This window comes from Mucilaginibacter gossypiicola (assembly GCF_900110105.1).
Taxonomy (GTDB): domain Bacteria; phylum Bacteroidota; class Bacteroidia; order Sphingobacteriales; family Sphingobacteriaceae; genus Mucilaginibacter; species Mucilaginibacter gossypiicola.
In genome coordinates, this window is the sequence record NZ_FOCL01000008.1 from 185558 (window position 1) to 202382 (window position 16825).

A 16825-nucleotide genomic window follows, 5' to 3' on the forward strand; every position below is an offset into this window, starting at 1 on the left:
ATTGAATCTTATGCTTTAATAAAGATAATTAAATAGTCAATATAGAGCAAATTTTGGTCATTGCACAGGATAGATAGCTTTCAAAGTCAGCCTAAATTTGGATTATAAATCAAAGCAAATTATGAAGACCGAAAATGCAACCATGACCATGGCACCTGCAAATGCCCATAAAGAAATACCCGGTAATCCATCAACGGCAAAATCAAGCCAGATTGGCCTGAACAAACGTGCCAACAACGAACCATTAAAAGTGCTTACTGAGGCCGACTGGCAATTTTGGATAGACAACGGTTATGTGATCATCAAGAACGCTGTGCCTAAAATACAGGTTCAAAAACTGGCCGATTACCTGTGGCAATATGAAGCTAAAGATGCTAATGACATGGAAAGCTGGTATAAAAAGCCTAATGCGCAAATGCAAATGAGCGAATTGAACAACACCGGCATGGTTGAAATTTATAATCAGCAGTTTATGTGGGATAATCGCCAATACCCAAAAGTTCATGCGGCTTTTGCGGATATCTGGGGTACGGAGAAGTTATGGGTAACTATCGATAGGGCTAATCTTAATTTTCCGTTGCGCCCCGGATTTGAATATAAGGGGTTTATTCATTGGGATTATGATCCTGAAACCAAACCTCAAAATGTTCAGGGTGTGCTGGCCCTTGCCGATCAAACGGATGAAAACATGGGTGGCTTTCAATGCATCCCGGAATTATACCAAACTTACGATACCTGGAAATTGACCCAGCCCGAAGACAGGGATCATTATAAACCAGATACCACCGGTTTTGAAACGGTAAAAGTAAAACTTGAGGCCGGTGATCTGCTCATATTTAACAGCCTGCAGCCGCATGGTATCCGCCCAAACACCAGTACAGATAAAGTGCGGATAGCTCAATATATATCGATGATGCCCGCGCAGGAAGATAATGAAGAGTTAAGGCAATGGCGCATCAACAGCTGGCAAAGCCGTGAAGCCATGCAAGGCTACGCCTTTCCCGGCGATCCGATGGAGCGTGAAAAGCAAAACCCCGTTGCTGAGCTTAGTGAGCTTGGTAAAAAGCTTTTGGGATTGGAGCGGTGGTAAAATATTCCCAATGCGCGTGTCCTCTCGCGCATTTGCAAGCAAAGCAGTCGGCTGTGGGGACACGGCCTCCGGGAAGAAAATAATATATCCCGGATGTGCGTGTCTTCACGCACATTTGCTATGCAAGCCGGCCGTGAAGACACGGCCTTCGCGGCATAAACAAAAATAGCGATGGATAAAATCCATCGCTATTCAATATCATGACTTAAGACTGAAAACTTAAGACTTTCGACTTTAAAAAGGTTTCCCTGCAGCCAGTTCCCTATTGGCCCATTTAACAGCGAGGCCTTCACGGTATTTGGCATATTTGCCTTTGAACATCATTTTTAGTGCGCTGTCAACACCGCCTTTAACGGCCAGGTTGTACAGACTTGCTGCTTTACGGCTTATACTTGCATCCCATGCACGAAGACTTAATGAGTATGAACCATCAACATATTTCATCCAGTGCCAGTAGCCTGTAGGCATAAACAGGGTATCACCATGTTCAAGGAAAACCTCAATGCCTTCCACGCCATCAAGCGCCGGGAATTTTTTAACATCAGGGTTTAGTACATCATAATCCTCCAGAGCATAAGTAGCATTGGGGATACAGTACAGGCGGCGTTTCCACTTGTTTTCGAACAGGATCACATGTTTGCGTCCACCAAAGTGTGTATGGAAAATATGCGGAAGATCGATATCGTAATGTAAAAATGTAACCGAGTTTGAGCCGCCAAAAAACATGGCAGGCATGCTTTCTAAAAAACCGCCCATTAAATCCTTTGGCAATACAATATCATCCAAAAGCTGTGGTGCCTGTTTAAAGATGTTAAAGAAAAAAATCCTTAATTCGGTTGGCTTACTGCGGATAAGGTCGATATACTCATCAAAAGGCATTTCGGTTGCCGATGAATTAATGGGTTTTGACGGATCGGCCTTTGAGTTATCATATAGCGGCACTACTTTGTTGCCAACAACCTGTTTTAAATATTCTGGTGTCCATTTTTCGCGGGCAGGCCAGCTTTTGGTAAGCCCTTTGATAACCAGCGGTCGACGAGGGTCTAAATAATTCTTCTTAAAGTCTTCGGGAGAAATATTTTCAACCGTATCGATCGGGTTAAGAATGAAGCACATATATAGTTTTATTACTTTAGGGGAGTTACGCCAATTTTAAAATAAAGTTACAGTATTGTTTCTTACTTATTTAAAAGCATTCAAAATAACGAAATAAACCCCAAAGTAGTATAAATATATTCTCAATATTATGGCTTGCCGGTAGCAAGGGCATTATGAGCACGTTTTATAGCCAGGTTTTCCTTCCAGTCCATATAGTCCTTTTTGAAGCGGGCTTTCATCATGTTATCAAACTTGCGCTGTACGGTTAAATTATACAGACTTTTGGCTTTAATGGCCCATGATTTATCCCAGGCACGCAGGGAGATAGAGAATGAACCGGTAAGATATTTCATCCAGTGCCAGTAACCTGTGGGCATAAACAAGGTATCACCATGCTCTAAAAATGCCTCCTGGCCTTCAATGCCATCAAGCGCCGGAAATTTGGTAAAGTCGGGGTTTTCGATATCGTAATCTTCTAAAGCATAGGTGGCAAATGGGATACAATACAGGCGTTCGGTCCATTTTTGGTCAAACAGCATCACATGTTTGCGGCCGTTAAAATGCGTATGAAAAATGTGTGCAAGGTCGATATCATAGTGTAAAAATGTTACCGAACCGGCACCTCCGAAAAACATATTAGGATATTTATCAAGGAATCCGCCCATTAAATCTGATGGTGAACGATAATCATCCAGCAGTTTTGGGGCGTGCTTTATTGGGTCGAAAAGAAAGATCCTTAAATCGGTAGGCTGTTTTTGAATGAGGTCGATATAATCGCCAAACTTCATTTCGGTTGCAGATGCATTGATAGCTTTGGATGGATCGGCCTTTGAACTATCATACAGCGGAACTGTTTGATCGCCAACGGTTTCTTTAATATATTCAAAAGTCCATTTTTGAAGAGCAGGCCAGCTTTCGGTCGCTTTGCGGATAATAAGCGGTTTGCGTGGATTTAAGTAATTGTTAACAAAATCCTCTTTGCTTATATTGTCTACACTGTCAATAGGTGTAAGCTTTATACTCATTTTCACAAATTAATTAACGAGCAAAATTAATTCTTTGTAAAAAACATGTAAACACTTTGGGGTAATTTTGAAGTTTTAATGACAGTTGTTTTAGTAGCAGTTGCAGTAGCGAGTAGCAGTTTTTATAAGTAGTAAAACAAAAAGAGTTGATAGTTACAAACCATCAACTCTTTTCAAAAACTTTTTCGGCGACTGCCGCTGCAACTGCCACTATAAAACTTAATTAGGCATCAATACAGCATTTACCACATGGATAATGCCGTTGCTTTGAGCAACATCGGCAATGGTGATCCATGATTTGCCACCTTTTTCATCAACCAAATACAATTTGGCTCCCTGCGAAATTACTGTTATTGTACCGCCACTCAGCGTACTTAATTCCGTTTTTCCTTTACCTTCTTTTACTTTGGTCAGCAAGTCGGCAGATGTAAGTTTGCCCGGTACTACATGGTAAGTTAAGGTTTTTATCAGGCTTGCTTTGTTGGCCGGTTTCATCAAGTTATCAACAGCGCCTGCGGGTAATTTGGTAAAAGCCTCGTTAGTTGGTGCAAATACCGTATAAGGACCTGCTGCTGATAATGTGGGCGCCAATCCTGCCGTTTTTATTGCTGCTACAAGTGTAGTATGATCTTTTGAGCCCGATGCGTTTTGTACAATGTTTTTAGCAGGCGACATAACCGCGCCCCCAATTGTTTTTTGGGCATAAGCTTTTGGAGCAGCGGCAAAAGCCACTAATGCCAAAGCTGCGATGATTAGTTTTTTCATAATTTATAATAGTCAGGATAAAGTATCATTTAAAGATACGATTAGTAAAGCTAAACAGATCTAACGATCATTTTGCTTTGTAACAATGTATTGACTGTTACAGGGCAAATTGGTTTAAAAGAATAAGCCCGCCGCAATATGATCAGCGTACAGCTTACCTGTTGCACTAAGATAAATAACATTATCTTTTTGTATGATCCATCCCCTGTCGAAATATTCGGCGGCAGCTTTCAGCAATTCGTCAGATGCACCTTTAGCTATGTGGTTTAGCTTTGCCAAATCAAGTCCCCAGATAGTACGTAACGAAGTCATGATATACTCGTTCAGGCGGTTCTCTTCGGTTAGTTCTTCTGTTTCGGCAGATAGTTTCCCGGTTTCAAGCGCCTGCATGTATTTTGCATTATTGGCAATGTTCCACTGCCGGGTATCGCCATTATAGGAGTGCGCAGATGGGCCTATGCCTAAATATTTTACGCCTTTCCAGTAATTGGAGTTGTGGCGGGAATATTGGCCCGGCTTGCAAAAGTTAGAGATTTCGTAATGTTCAAAGCCATGTGCCTGCATAGCATCCATAAGCACCATAAACTGCTCGGCGCTTTGATGCTCATTCATAGGTGGCTGCTTTTTTTTGTTGATGAAAGCCGCCAGCGCGGTTTGTGGCTCAACCGTCATGGAGTAGGTGGATGCATGCGGAACGTTAAGCTCAAATACCTTATCCAGATTTTGTTTCCATTTGGTATCGCTGAGCATGGGATATCCGTAAATCAAGTCGACCGTAATGTTTTCAAAGCCGGCGTCCTGGGCGCGCTTTACAGATGATTCTGCTTCCTGCCCGCGGTGTACGCGGTTCATCCAAACTAAATCCTCGTCAAAAAACGACTGGATCCCTATACTGAAGCGATTTACCGGTGTTTGCCTCAACGCTTTTAATTTATCCGCTTTCAGGTCATCCGGGTTTGCCTCCAAAGTAATTTCGGCCGTGGATGATACGGTATGAAGTTCGGTAATGGTATTAATGATCCTGCTGATCTCGTCGCCATTTAAAACAGACGGAGTGCCGCCGCCAAAGTAGATGGTTTCGATGCTTTCTCCATTAAGATAGCCTTTTTGAAATTTAATCTCTTTGATCAATGTATCCAGCATTTCATCCTTGTACTTTAATGAAGTACTGAAATGGAAATCGCAATAATGGCAAGCCTGCTTGCAAAAAGGAATATGGATGTAGATGCCTGCCATGCGGCAAAGGTAATGCAATTATTTTTTTTGATTAAAGCTGGTATTTGTGCAATAAGGGTTATGGGACATTTAAGCTTTGTTTATCTTTAGGCTCCAATCCATATAAAACCATGACCTTAAACACACTGTTTTTTTCTGTCTGTCAATCATTTTGCAAGTGGAAAGCATACCCTTTGCGCTCTTTTGCATGCTTTTCTTACCCCGAACTCGCAATAATAAAAATTTGAATGAAGTTAAAAACTATTGATGCGTCATCATTAACACCGGCGGAAATGCAAGGTTATTTGCACGCTGCCATTGCACCCCGGCCGATATGTTTTGCATCCACTATCGATAAAAACGGTGAGGTTAATTTAAGTCCGTTTAGTTTTTTTAATGTATTTAGCATTAATCCACCAATATGCGTTTTTTCGCCAACAAGCAGAGCGCGGGATAATACCACTAAGCATACGCTTGAAAACGTTTTGGAAATACCTGAATGCGTGATCAATATTGTGAACTATGATATGGTTCAACAGGCCTATTTAACCAGTACAGATTATCCAAGAGGAGTAAATGAGTTTTCGAAAGCGGGGTTTACTGAATTGGCTTCGGAGACGGTAAGGCCACCCAGGGTAGCGGAATCAACTGTTCAATTGGAATGTGTTGTGAACGATGTGATATCATTAGGGGAAAACGGTGGAGCAGGTAATTTGGTTATTGCAGAGGTGAAACGGATTCATATCGATGAAGATATTTTGGATGCCAATGGCAAAATAGACCCTCTTAAAATAGATCTGGTGGCTCGTTTGGGCGGTGATTGGTATTGCAGGGTAACCGGCGATAACTTATTTAAAATTGCCAAACCAATTGATTGTGCCGGAATAGGTATGGGCGTAGATGCTTTTCCTGAAGAGGTTAAAAACTCCAACGTATTAACCGGGAATAATTTGGGGTTATTGGGGCTTGTTAAAACGCTGCCATCTGATGAAGAAGTGGAAGCCTTTAGCAAAACCGATGAAATGAAAGAGCTGCTTGATGCTATCACCGAAAGCCACGCCCGCACCCAACGCCTGCATTTAAAAGCCAGGCATTTGTTAGATAACGGCCGTGTAGCGGATGCCTGGAAAGTTTTGTTAATGTAGCTTGTGCTCCCTGACATTGTCAACGGGAGAGATCTCCTGTTTTTGTGCAATAAAGGTTAGAGGACATTTAGGCTTTGTTTATCTTTAGGTTCCAATTATATAAACCATGACCTTTAAATACGCTGTTTTCTTATCTATCTGTTTATTGGCAGGCAGTGTTGCCGGTAGCCAGCAAGACAATAAAACTATTCAAATAGATATTCACAGATTGTTAAATGCACGACCGGTAACAACAGTTACAGAGGGTAAGTTACAAAGCTGGATAACCGGTATTGATGGCGGGGGCAAGGGGGATGGTTACCTTACGTCGGCCGCAGCAAAACTTAATGGCGATAATAATGCGCATGCTTTACCGGATAACCCATTGATCCCGGCTAATTCATCTCATCCTGCCGTATTGCTTCATTACGGAAACGGTGATAAAGGCAACCAAACCCGAAATGTTGCCGGTATTGATAGTTTTAGCTTTGACGTGCCTCATAAAAAATATTCGGGTTTATACCTGAGCCTCACCAGTTCTGAAGGCCCTTCTCAATTGCATGTCACTCTAATTTATAGCGGTGTTGGGGAAAGTAAAGACTTTACCTTGCCCGACTATTACAATGATATCCCTGAAAGTGATCCCAATTTAAGCTATGCGGTACATAACCTGGCTAAATGGGGGCCAGGGGATAAAATGACCGAAAGCGATCATCATAATATCGACGTATTGAATATCCATCCTGATCCAAACCGGGTACTTAAAAAAGTTATTGTAAGTAAGGCCCAAACCGGATACCTGGTATTTTGGGCGGCTACGGGTGTGGTTGAATAAGGCAGTTATTAAATGAGGAAGGAACAAGATTTAGCTGTGAAATAAATTCAAAAAAATATTAATTGATAAAATTCTGGTTCAGATAATTACCCTACTTTTGCAAAAAAATAATAAGCCCTTTTTTAAGCTTTGAGGATCCGTTTGGTTATTTGGTGTTGCCTGTTTTTTTTGTTGAATTGTGCTGCCGCTTTTGCGCAACAAGATTCAACAGTGATTGATACGCCTTTAAAATCACCTGTACGTGCTTTTCGCCCCGGCAATTCGGTACTTGATTCGGTGGCTAACGCCATGCAAAACAGGGATAAGTTTATTGCCGATTCTGTAGTCATGCGCTACCTCAGGGTGCCCGATGCAGCCATGCGTGCCGAATACGCCGATAGCGTTTTTGCACGCGAATTATATCACGGATATGGCTTTCTTGATCTTCATGCCAGGTCAAAAAGCAGGGTAATGGAAGGGCACTACCGCCCCTCGCGCGATCCCTGGGTTATTGTGATCATTATTGCCATGCTGTTATATACCGCTATCCTTAACCTGGCCCTCGGCAAGGACGTAAGTAATGTATTTACATCTTTTTATAGCAAGCGTGTGCTTTCAATAGCAGGTAAAGAAGAGAGCCCAGTTAGCTCGTGGGCTTTCCTGGGGTTATTTTTACTGTTTTGTGCTACGTTTGGTTTGTTTTTATATCAGCTGGCGGCGTACAAAGGCGTTTATTATAAAATAGCAGGCAGCGGTCTGTTTACTTTCCTTACCATTGTAATTATTGTATTATTCTCGCTTAAGTTTTTAATACTCAAGTTTTTAGGCTTTGTTTTTGATATTAATAAGCTGGTGAGCGAATACTTGAACATTTTGCATCTTACCTACTTTAATATAGCGTTTGTTTTTTTACCGGTGGTTATTTGTTTCAGCTTGCTTGGGGCACAATATATCCCGGTATTACTAACAGCGACGCTTATTATAATCATCGTAATTTTTATATGGCAATATATCAGGAGCAGCGTAAATATAATTTCTACCTTTCGATTTCATAAGTTTTATTTATTTACGTATCTTTGTGCCCTCGAAATTTGCCCTGTTTTGATTTTAATAAAGGCATTGAATATTAAAATTTAGGTTATTAAAAGCACTGAATTGGAAGATAGAAAGAAAAAGGTTAAAAGCATACTGGTTACTTTGCCTAAGCCCGAAAATGATAAAAATCCTTACGCCGAGCTGGCTAAAAAGCTTAACCTGAAAATTGATTTCAGATCATTTATTCACGTTGAGGGTGTGCCTGCTAAGGATTTCAGAAAAGAGAAGATTAACCTCGCTGATTTTAGCGCTGTGATCTTTACCAGTCGTAACTCGGCCGATCATTTTTTTCGCATATGCGAGGAGATGCGTTTTGAGGTGCCGGTTGAAATGAAATACTTTTGTCTTTCAGAAACCATCGCGCTTTATCTTCAAAAGTATATTCAATATCGTAAACGCAAGATCTTTTTTGGTAAGCAAACAGCTGCCGATCTTGCAGAGGTATTGAAGAAGCATTCATCTGAAAAATTTCTCTACCCATGCTCGGATGTTGCTGCAGAAGAAACCCAGCGCTTTTTGCTGGAGAACGGATATAACTTTACCCCTGCGGTACTTTTCCGTACAGTTTGCAGTGATCTTTCTGATCTGGCCGATGTATTTTACGATGTAATAGCATTTTTTAGTCCGTCGAGTATACAATCGTTGTATAAAAACTTTCCCGACTTTAAACAAAATAATACCCGCATAGCGGCCTTTGGAGCAACTACTCATAAGGCAGTGCTTGAGGCTGGTTTAATTTTAGATATACCTGCTCCAACCCCCGGTGCCCCGTCAATGACGATGGCCATTGAGCAATATGTAAAGCTTGTGAATAAATAAATTAGGAATTTATTTAACCCGGCCGCAACTTTTTACTGTATTTACCCGTATAACCGCTAACTAATTGTCATATTAACAATTGGTTAGCGGTTTGTTAATTATATAGCGTTTTGTGCTGTGTTGATAAGATAAGTATACAGTTTATCGATTCATAGAGTCAAAATATCGTTTTTTTAGCTTACATTGAGTAAAATGTAATATATTCGGGCGTCGCATTGTGTTATAGTTATATAACTGATTTTGAATTGTAAAATGAAGCAGATATACTTTTTAGTAGTAGTTTTAGCAGGTAGTGTATTAAGTGGTTGTGGCCGCGGTGGTGGCGACCGGGGTGAAGTTGTGGGGGTGCCTGCAAGGTCGTTTAGGGCTGAAGTTCCTTACGGCATGGTTTATATTCCGGGTGGAAGCTTCCTTATGGGGCAAACCGATCAGGATGTAACTTTCGCTCAGATAGCACAAACCAAGCAGGTTACTGTTTCTCCATTTTTTATGGATCAAACCGAAACCAGCAACAGTCAGTACAAAATGTTTGTTAACTGGGTTCGCGATTCAATAGCCATCAGCAGCTATATCAACGATAATAAATATTTTATCCAGCCTAAAGCCGGAGCCGGTAATAATAATGGCGGCAAAAAGTTCATTAACTGGGATTATGTAAAGAAAAATCCTATTTGGAGCAGCAAAAATGGTCAGGCCAGCAACGCTCAAAAGTTGCAGGGTATGTATTACCAGGGCGATGACCGCGTATTTGACCGCAATGAGGTTGATGTACGTTTGTTAAAATATAACTATGCGCTGTTTACCCTGCGCGATGCTGCTGATCATCATAACGATAAAACAAAACATCGCTCGGACTTTATTGTTCGCGATACAGTGGCAGTATACCCGGATACCCTTGTTTGGTTAAGCGACTTTTCATATGCTGCTAACGAACCTATGGTTGAAAGCTATTTTTCACATCCGGCCTTCCGTAACTATCCTGTTGTAGGTGTAACCTGGAGGCAGGCGCGTGCTTACGCAGTATGGCGTACTCGTTATAACGACGCTTATAAAGATAAACGCCGTTTAGCTCACCGTGCACCTTATAGCTTGCCAACAGAAGCTGAGTTTGAATATGCAGCACGCGGTGGCAGGATAGGTACCGATTATCCATGGGGCGGCCCTTACATTAAAAATGCTAAAGGGTGCTTACTGGCAAACTTTAAACCTGGCCGTGGTAATTATACAGATGATGGCGGGGCATATACAGTTCCAGTTCGTTCATATTTCCCTAACGATTACGGCTTATATAACATGGCAGGCAACGTGGCCGAATGGACATTATCTGCTTTTGACGAATCGGCATCAACATTTGTGCATGACCTTGCACCAACCTTTAATTACGAAGCTAAATCTACCGACCCCGAAATATTGAAACGTAAAGTTGTACGCGGTGGTTCATGGAAAGATATAGGATATTTTCTTCAAAACTCAACCCGGACCTACGAATACCAGGATACCGCTAAATCATATATCGGTTTCCGTTGTGTAACCCATTATTTAGGGCGCGACATCACAGACAAACGCTAATTCAAATTAGTTAAAGCAAGCAAACAATCAAATCAAAAAATAACAAAGTTTACTTCTGAATTATTATTATGGCTGGAAAGAAAAAACCTTACGGAATAGGTAACATCGTATCATGGGGTGCTACAGTGGTGATTATAGGGTTAATGTTTAAAATTTTGCACTGGCCTGGTGCCACCTACTGGATAGCAGGAGGGCTTATAATGGAAGCTATACTGTTTTTTATATTAGGTTTTCAGAGAGAAGACAAAGACATTGATTGGGTGCGCGTATATCCCGAACTAAGCGAAGATTTTCAGGGCGAACTTCCAAAAGCAACCGTTAGAAATGCTGGCAATAATGCGGGCCCTTCAACAACAGCTGCTTTGGATAAAATGATGGAAGATGCCAAAATTGGCCCGGAACTGGTACGCAGCCTTGGTGATGGTTTACGCACATTTGGTGACAAAGTAGCTGCAATATCGCGAGTTACCGACGCAGGCGAAGCTACTGTAGCTTTTACTGCTAAAGTTAAAGACGCAACTGCGAGCTATGAAAAGCTAAGTGTTTCTTTTGAAAAAGCATCAGCTAACTTAACCGAAATGGCTAATTCAAATGTCGACTCAAAAGCCTATCATGACCAGATTAACCAACTGGCAAAAAACTTATCGGCACTTAATGCCGTATACGAGCTGGAATTGCAAGATTCAAGTGCGCACTTAAAGTCAATGAATAAATTTTACCAGAACCTTGCGCTTACCATGAACAACTTCAATGAATCTATGGATGATTCAAGGCAGTTTAAGGAAGAGGTTGGTCGTTTGGCTAAAAACCTGGCATCATTAAACTCTATTTATGGTAACATGCTTACTGCCATGAACCAGCCGCGTGTTTAATTATAATTAATTGATTGATTACCAAGAAAAGAATTAGAATAGATGGCCGGAGGTAAGGAAACCCCAAGACAGCGAATGATAGGTATACTATACCTGGTACTATTGGGCCTTATTGCCCTTAACGTACCGGATAGCCTGTTAGACGCGTTTAAGAATATTACAAATAGTTTGGATGCATCAACCAAAAACGTTAATACTGGTTTGCAAGCCACATACAGCGCTTTTGAAAATACTAAATTAAAAGAGCAAAAGGAAAGAGCTCAGCCCATTTACGATAAGGCTAAAGATGCAAGTAAAATAGCTGCAGAACTAAATACCTATGTTGAGCAGTTGAAAGCCAAATTGATTGAGGAAGGTGGCGGCATTAACCCTGAGATTGATGATGTTAACGCCCGGGATAACCTGGATATATCGCCCCGTATCATGATCAACCAAAAGAATGGGGAGAAACTGAAAGCTAAAATTGACGAAACCCGTCAAAGATTGCTTGAAGCCTTAGGTAAAGACAGCGTAGGTGTACAGTTTTCATTAAATACCATTGCGCCTAAAACGCACGGTGATGTTAAAAAATCATGGCAAGAGGCTAATTTTGGTGATGGTATACCTTTGGGTGCAGCGCTTACTACTTTAGCAAAAATTGAAGCTGATAATAAAAACGCCGAAAATGAGGTGGTGAAAAAACTATTAGGCAAAATTGATCAGGCGCAGGTTACACTTGATAAGTTTAGCGCGGTAGTAGTAGCTCCAAGCAGCTATGTTATAGCCGGACAACCTTACACCGCGCAGATCTTTTTAACTGCTTATGATTCAAAGTCAAACCCCGATATCACTGTTAATGGTAGCAGGGTTTCTGTAACGGATGGCAAAGGTAATTATACCGTTACCGCGAGTGGTGAAGGAAAACATAGCGTAGAAGGTTTTATCACGGTAAAAAATAATACAACCGGTAAAAATGATTCTTATCCTTTTAAACAGGAATATACGGTAGCAAGGCCCTCTGCTGTTATTTCGCCTGATAAAATGAATGTGCTTTATATAGGTGTTCCCAATCCTATATCAGTATCTGCACCAGGTGTAGCTGCAGGCGACTTAAACGTACATTTTAGCGGTGCCGGTTCTCTGAGCGGTTCGGGTGGCCATTATACAGCTACAGTGAGCAGCATAGGCCGTGCTACTATTTCCGTTAGTGGGGCAAAAGGAGCAGTTTTAGGCTCAACAGAATTCCGTATCAAAAGGATCCCTGACCCTAAGCCACAGTTTGCCGGTAAAAGCGGTGGTAACACCAGCTCGGCCAATATCAAAGCGCAAGACAGGCTTTTTGCCCAGCTTGATAACTTTGACTTTGATGCTAAATTTAACGTAACGCACTTTACTATGCTGGTTGTAAAACCACGCCAGGATGCCATTATTTTATCAGGCTCGGGCGGTGACTTAACCAGTGCTATGCACAGTGCTTTAAATACGGTTACACCAGGAACTACTGTTATATTTAAAGATATCATTGCAGTAGGGCCAGACCATTCACCGCGGTCACTTGACCCGATTGTATTATCCGCAAATTAAGCGCGTATGAAAAAGAGAATTTTAGTTGTTATCCTGTGCCTTGCCTGCGTAAGCGCCTACGCGCAAAAAAAACGTACCAAAAGGCCTGCGAAAAAGACAACCACAGCCAGGCAAGTAACACAGAAACCTGTACAGGTTCAGCCGGATAACGTAACCAGCCAACAGCCGCTTGATACAGCACGTAAAATTGCTGCAAAACCTTTTGACAGGCCGCTTGATGGCTACTACAAAAAAAATAACATCATTAATGCCAAAGTTACGCCTTATCCTAACCTGCGTGAAAATGACGTTGCGTTTGCAAAGCGTGTTTGGCGCGAAATAGATGTGCGCGAAAAGATGAACCAGTACCTGGCTTCGCCGAAAGGCCGTTTAATTGACGTGTTGCTTGACGCCATTAGCAGGGGCGAACTTACGGCATATGACCCTACTCCGGGTAAGAAAGATGATCCGGGAGGCGATGGTTTTACCACTCCTTTAACAGGTGCCCAGGCCCGCGGCCGTTTAGCATCCGACAGTAGTGTAGTTGAAAAACGTGACAAGGATAACAACGTAATATCATCTACCATGGTGGCTGGCGAATTTAATCCGGATAGTGTACTTAAATTCCGTATCAAAGAGGATTGGGTATTTGACAAACAGCGTTCGGTATTTGAGCCCCGCATTATAGGTATTGCACCATTAATTAAACCTAAAGGTGCCGGTACACTTGATATTGATTTTCAACCTGCTTTTTGGGTTTATTTCCCAGAAGCACGCCCTATACTTGCAACCAAAGAAGTTGTTAGCCGTAGCAGCGATGCCACCGGTTTAAGCTTCGACGACGTGTTTATCAAACGCATCTTTACCAGTTATATCGTAAAAGAAAGTAACGACAAGGATGAGCGTATAAAAGATTATGCCCAGGGCATTGATAAGCTTTACGAATCGGAAAGGATCAAAAAATCCCTTCTTGACTGGGAGCTTAACCTTTGGCAGTACTAACAGGTTAAAGATTAAACAAGATTTTACAAAACAGGCGATGAATTTTCATCGCCTGTTTTGTTTTATATGCCTTTTGCCTTTGGAGTTTATCATGGGGCTTAAAAGCAAAAATGTAGTCATGTTGAACTTGTTTCAACACCACACTCGCTAAACAACCATGCTAAGCAAATCTGCTACTTGTGGTGTGGGTTGCCGAAACAAGTTCGGCACGACGTTGCGGTAGATTTTATATGCAATTCTCACCTCCCGCCTGACCAATAACTTAAAGCTTTCGACCAACTCCCCAAAAAATCCGACCAACTCCCGAAAGTGGGGTAAATAGTGCCTTTTTAGCGTTTGCCGAGCCCTTTCAGGGCTTTGTCTATTTATATCAACAGCTGGTATAACTCTTTTTAGCAGTCAAAATATATGTTGTTCATTTGATCATTGAAAACAACAACACAACATATTTAAAAACATTAAAACCTTAAAGCCATGAAAACCTCAATAAAATTATCAGCCTTATTTGTATTATTAACTGCAGGTGTATTTGCTACCACAGTAGCCAAAGCCGACGAAGGTGGTGCCGATGTTACCCCTAAAGCCAAAGAAGTTGTAAGTTTCAAAGCCCTTGACCATGATCGTGGTTTAAAAGTGAACTTTGCAAAAACTGAAGATGGAAAGTCTGTGGTAAAGGTTTACAACAAAGACAATGAGCTTTTATTGAAAGACATTGTGCCAAGCAAAACCGATGTAAGCAAAGGCTATGTGTTAAACGGTTTGGCAGATGGTGAATACACTATGGAGATCTACACCAACAACCAGGTGGTTAAAAAATCAATCCATGTTTACCAGGATGGCGATCAAAAATCATTTTATATAGCTCAGTAATAAAAATCACTACCCCACTATATAAAGAAGGCCCGGTTGATTGAACCGGGCCTTTGTTTTTTATAAGAACAGATATTAGCCTTGTTCAACCTCTGCTCCGCCACCAAAATACGCTAATATTGCTTTGGCTTGTTTAAGGTTCACTACTTCAAGCAATGTTTCTTCATTAGCTTCCCTGATCTTCTTTACCGACTTAAAGTACTTAAGCAGCTTTTCGGCGGTAGTTTTGCCTATGCCTTCTATCAGTTCAAGCTCGGTTACCAGTGTACCTTTATCACGTTTTTTGCGGTGGAAAGTGATGCCAAAGCGGTGGGCCTCATCGCGCAGGTGCTGGATAACTTTAAGCGTTTCTGATTTTTTGTCGAGATATAACGGATATTGATCATTAGGATAATAAAGCTCTTCCAGGCGTTTGGCAATACCTATTACGGTTACTTTTTTATCGATACCCAATAATTTGAGACTGTGCATAGCCGATGATAACTGTCCCTTACCGCCGTCAATTACAATAAGCTGTGGTAACTCTGTGCCTTCATCCAGCATGCGGCGGTAGCGGCGGTGTACGGCTTCTTCCATAGTGGCAAAGTCGTTAGGTCCCTCAACGGTTTTAACATTGAAGTGGCGGTAGTCTTTTTTAGATGGTTTTCCATCTTTAAATACCACAATGGCCGATACCGGGTATTTGCCCTGGAAGTTAGAGTTATCAAAACATTCAATGTGGCGTGGCAGCTGGTTCATGCGCAGGTCTTTCATCATCTGCGTTAGCAACCGCTCTGTGCGGATCTCGGGATTTAGTTTTTCGTACTGATCAATCTTTTCTTTTTTGAAGAACTGCACATTCTTTTGCGAAAGATCAAGCAGCTTACGTTTTTCTCCCAATTTCGGAACCGTGAATTTGATGTTAGGATGGTCTTCAAGGTCGATATCAAACGGAACGATGATTTCCTTGCTGTCGCTGCTGTAACGGCTCCTGAATTCGGATATGGCCAGAGTAAGCAATTCTTCATCGCTTTCATCAAGCCGTTTTTTTAGTTCGATGGTTTGCGTTTGGATGATAGTGCCATTCATCACCTTCAAAAAGTTGACGAAAGCCAGTTTTTCTTCAGATGCAATGCTGAACACATCCACATCGGTAATAGATGAGTTAACAACGGTTGATTTGCTTTGATAATTTTCCAGCAGTTCAAACTTGCGTTTAAGCCGGTGGGCCAGCTCAAAGTTCATCTCCATGGCTGCGGCTTCCATCTCATTTTTTAGGCGACGAAGAACCGCACCTATTTTGCCATTAAGAATATCCTTAATTTCCTCGATGCTGTTATCGTAGTCATCTTCGGTTTGATAGTTTTGGCAGGGCCCTTTGCAATTACCCAGCTGGTATTCTAAACAAACCTTAAACTTACCTTTGTCGATATTTTCGCGGGTAAGTTGTAGGTTGCAGGTGCGTAAAGGGTAAGTTTCTTTAATAAGCCCCAAAATGTTATGCATCATGCTCACCGATGCATAAGGCCCAAGATATTTGGAGCCGTCTTTTATAATACGGCGAGTCCAGAAAATGCGTGGAAAATTCTCGTTTTTAATGATGATCCAGGGATAGGTCTTATCATCCTTAAGCAGCACGTTGTAACGCGGCTGATGCTTCTTGATCATGCTGTTTTCCAGCAGCCAGGCATCAACCTCGGTATCAACTATGGTAAAAGTAATAGCACGGATTTTGGATACCAGCACCCGGGTTTTAGCATTAATATGGATATCCTGGTTAAAATATGAGCCAACACGGTTGCGCAGGTCTTTAGCCTTGCCAATATATATCAATTCCTGCTCACTATCCCAGTATTGATATACCCCGGGTTTATGAGGGATGTTTTTTAGTGCTGCCCTGTAATCGAATTGGTTCATTAGTTCATTAGTTCACTGGTTCATTGGTC

General features: G+C 41.6%; 15 protein-coding genes. 10 read left to right on the forward strand and 5 right to left on the reverse strand.

Annotation, left to right across the window (positions count from 1 at the left end):
* Positions 1 to 121 precede the first annotated feature (121 nt).
* Positions 122 to 1090 (forward strand): phytanoyl-CoA dioxygenase family protein, encoded by a 969-nt coding sequence (locus tag BMX50_RS24075; RefSeq protein WP_091215544.1) that lies wholly within the window; start codon positions 122 to 124, stop codon positions 1088 to 1090.
* Positions 1091 to 1324: 234 nt separating this feature from the next.
* Here BMX50_RS24075 and BMX50_RS24080 read toward each other — a convergent pair whose 3' ends face one another.
* From BMX50_RS24080 to hemW, 4 genes are all read right to left on the reverse strand, one after another.
* Complete coding sequence (locus tag BMX50_RS24080; protein ID WP_091215547.1) at positions 1325 to 2206, reverse strand: cupin-like domain-containing protein; 882 nt, start codon at positions 2204 to 2206, stop codon at positions 1325 to 1327.
* 128 nt (positions 2207 to 2334) lie between these two features.
* Positions 2335 to 3213: a cupin-like domain-containing protein gene (locus BMX50_RS24085; RefSeq protein WP_091215550.1), complete on the reverse strand. Its 879-nt coding sequence runs from the start codon at positions 3211 to 3213 to the stop codon at positions 2335 to 2337.
* Between the two features lie 219 nt (positions 3214 to 3432).
* Positions 3433 to 3978, reverse strand: coding sequence for a fasciclin domain-containing protein (locus BMX50_RS24090; protein ID WP_091215554.1), 546 nt, complete (start codon positions 3976 to 3978; stop codon positions 3433 to 3435).
* Positions 3979 to 4092: 114 nt separating this feature from the next.
* Positions 4093 to 5214: a radical SAM family heme chaperone HemW gene (gene hemW / locus BMX50_RS24095; RefSeq protein ID WP_091215557.1), complete on the reverse strand. Its 1122-nt coding sequence runs from the start codon at positions 5212 to 5214 to the stop codon at positions 4093 to 4095.
* Between the two features lie 227 nt (positions 5215 to 5441).
* Here hemW and BMX50_RS24100 point away from each other — a divergent pair, with 227 nt between their 5' ends.
* The 9 genes from BMX50_RS24100 to BMX50_RS24140 all read left to right on the forward strand — a co-directional run bounded on the left by BMX50_RS24100 (position 5442) and on the right by BMX50_RS24140 (position 14900).
* On the forward strand, positions 5442 to 6338 hold the full coding sequence (locus BMX50_RS24100) for a flavin reductase family protein (RefSeq protein WP_091215561.1): 897 nt from the start codon (positions 5442 to 5444) through the stop codon (positions 6336 to 6338).
* Between the two features lie 106 nt (positions 6339 to 6444).
* Positions 6445 to 7152, forward strand: coding sequence for a hypothetical protein (locus BMX50_RS24105; protein WP_091215565.1), 708 nt, complete (start codon positions 6445 to 6447; stop codon positions 7150 to 7152).
* A gap of 210 nt (positions 7153 to 7362) precedes the next feature.
* Positions 7363 to 8268 carry a DUF4271 domain-containing protein gene (locus tag BMX50_RS24110; protein WP_143065249.1) on the forward strand — a complete coding sequence of 302 codons (906 nt, stop codon included), beginning with the start codon at positions 7363 to 7365 and terminating at the stop codon, positions 8266 to 8268.
* Positions 8269 to 8286: 18 nt separating this feature from the next.
* Positions 8287 to 9045, forward strand: coding sequence for a uroporphyrinogen-III synthase (locus BMX50_RS24115; protein WP_090530369.1), 759 nt, complete (start codon positions 8287 to 8289; stop codon positions 9043 to 9045).
* 252 nt (positions 9046 to 9297) lie between these two features.
* Entirely contained in the window at positions 9298 to 10614 is a 1317-nt protein-coding gene (gene porK, locus BMX50_RS24120; protein WP_091215573.1) for a T9SS ring complex lipoprotein PorK/GldK, read from the forward strand.
* A gap of 68 nt (positions 10615 to 10682) precedes the next feature.
* Positions 10683 to 11486 carry a type IX secretion system motor protein PorL/GldL gene (gene porL / locus BMX50_RS24125; RefSeq protein ID WP_091215577.1) on the forward strand — a complete coding sequence of 268 codons (804 nt, stop codon included), beginning with the start codon at positions 10683 to 10685 and terminating at the stop codon, positions 11484 to 11486.
* A 42-nt stretch (positions 11487 to 11528) separates the two neighbouring features.
* The gene (gene porM / locus BMX50_RS24130; protein ID WP_091215583.1) at positions 11529 to 13049 is read left to right on the forward strand and encodes a type IX secretion system motor protein PorM/GldM; all 1521 of its coding nucleotides are present in this window, start codon (positions 11529 to 11531) and stop codon (positions 13047 to 13049) included.
* Positions 13050 to 13055: 6 nt separating this feature from the next.
* Positions 13056 to 14030, forward strand: coding sequence for a type IX secretion system ring subunit PorN/GldN (gene porN / locus BMX50_RS24135; RefSeq protein ID WP_091215587.1), 975 nt, complete (start codon positions 13056 to 13058; stop codon positions 14028 to 14030).
* A 474-nt stretch (positions 14031 to 14504) separates the two neighbouring features.
* A complete protein-coding gene (locus tag BMX50_RS24140; protein WP_091215590.1) occupies positions 14505 to 14900 on the forward strand; it encodes a hypothetical protein in 396 nt (131 codons plus the stop codon).
* A 75-nt stretch (positions 14901 to 14975) separates the two neighbouring features.
* On the opposite strand, the gene uvrC is transcribed toward BMX50_RS24140, so the two are convergent.
* Positions 14976 to 16796 (reverse strand): excinuclease ABC subunit UvrC, encoded by a 1821-nt coding sequence (gene uvrC, locus BMX50_RS24145; protein ID WP_091215594.1) that lies wholly within the window; start codon positions 16794 to 16796, stop codon positions 14976 to 14978.
* Positions 16797 to 16825 lie beyond the last annotated feature (29 nt).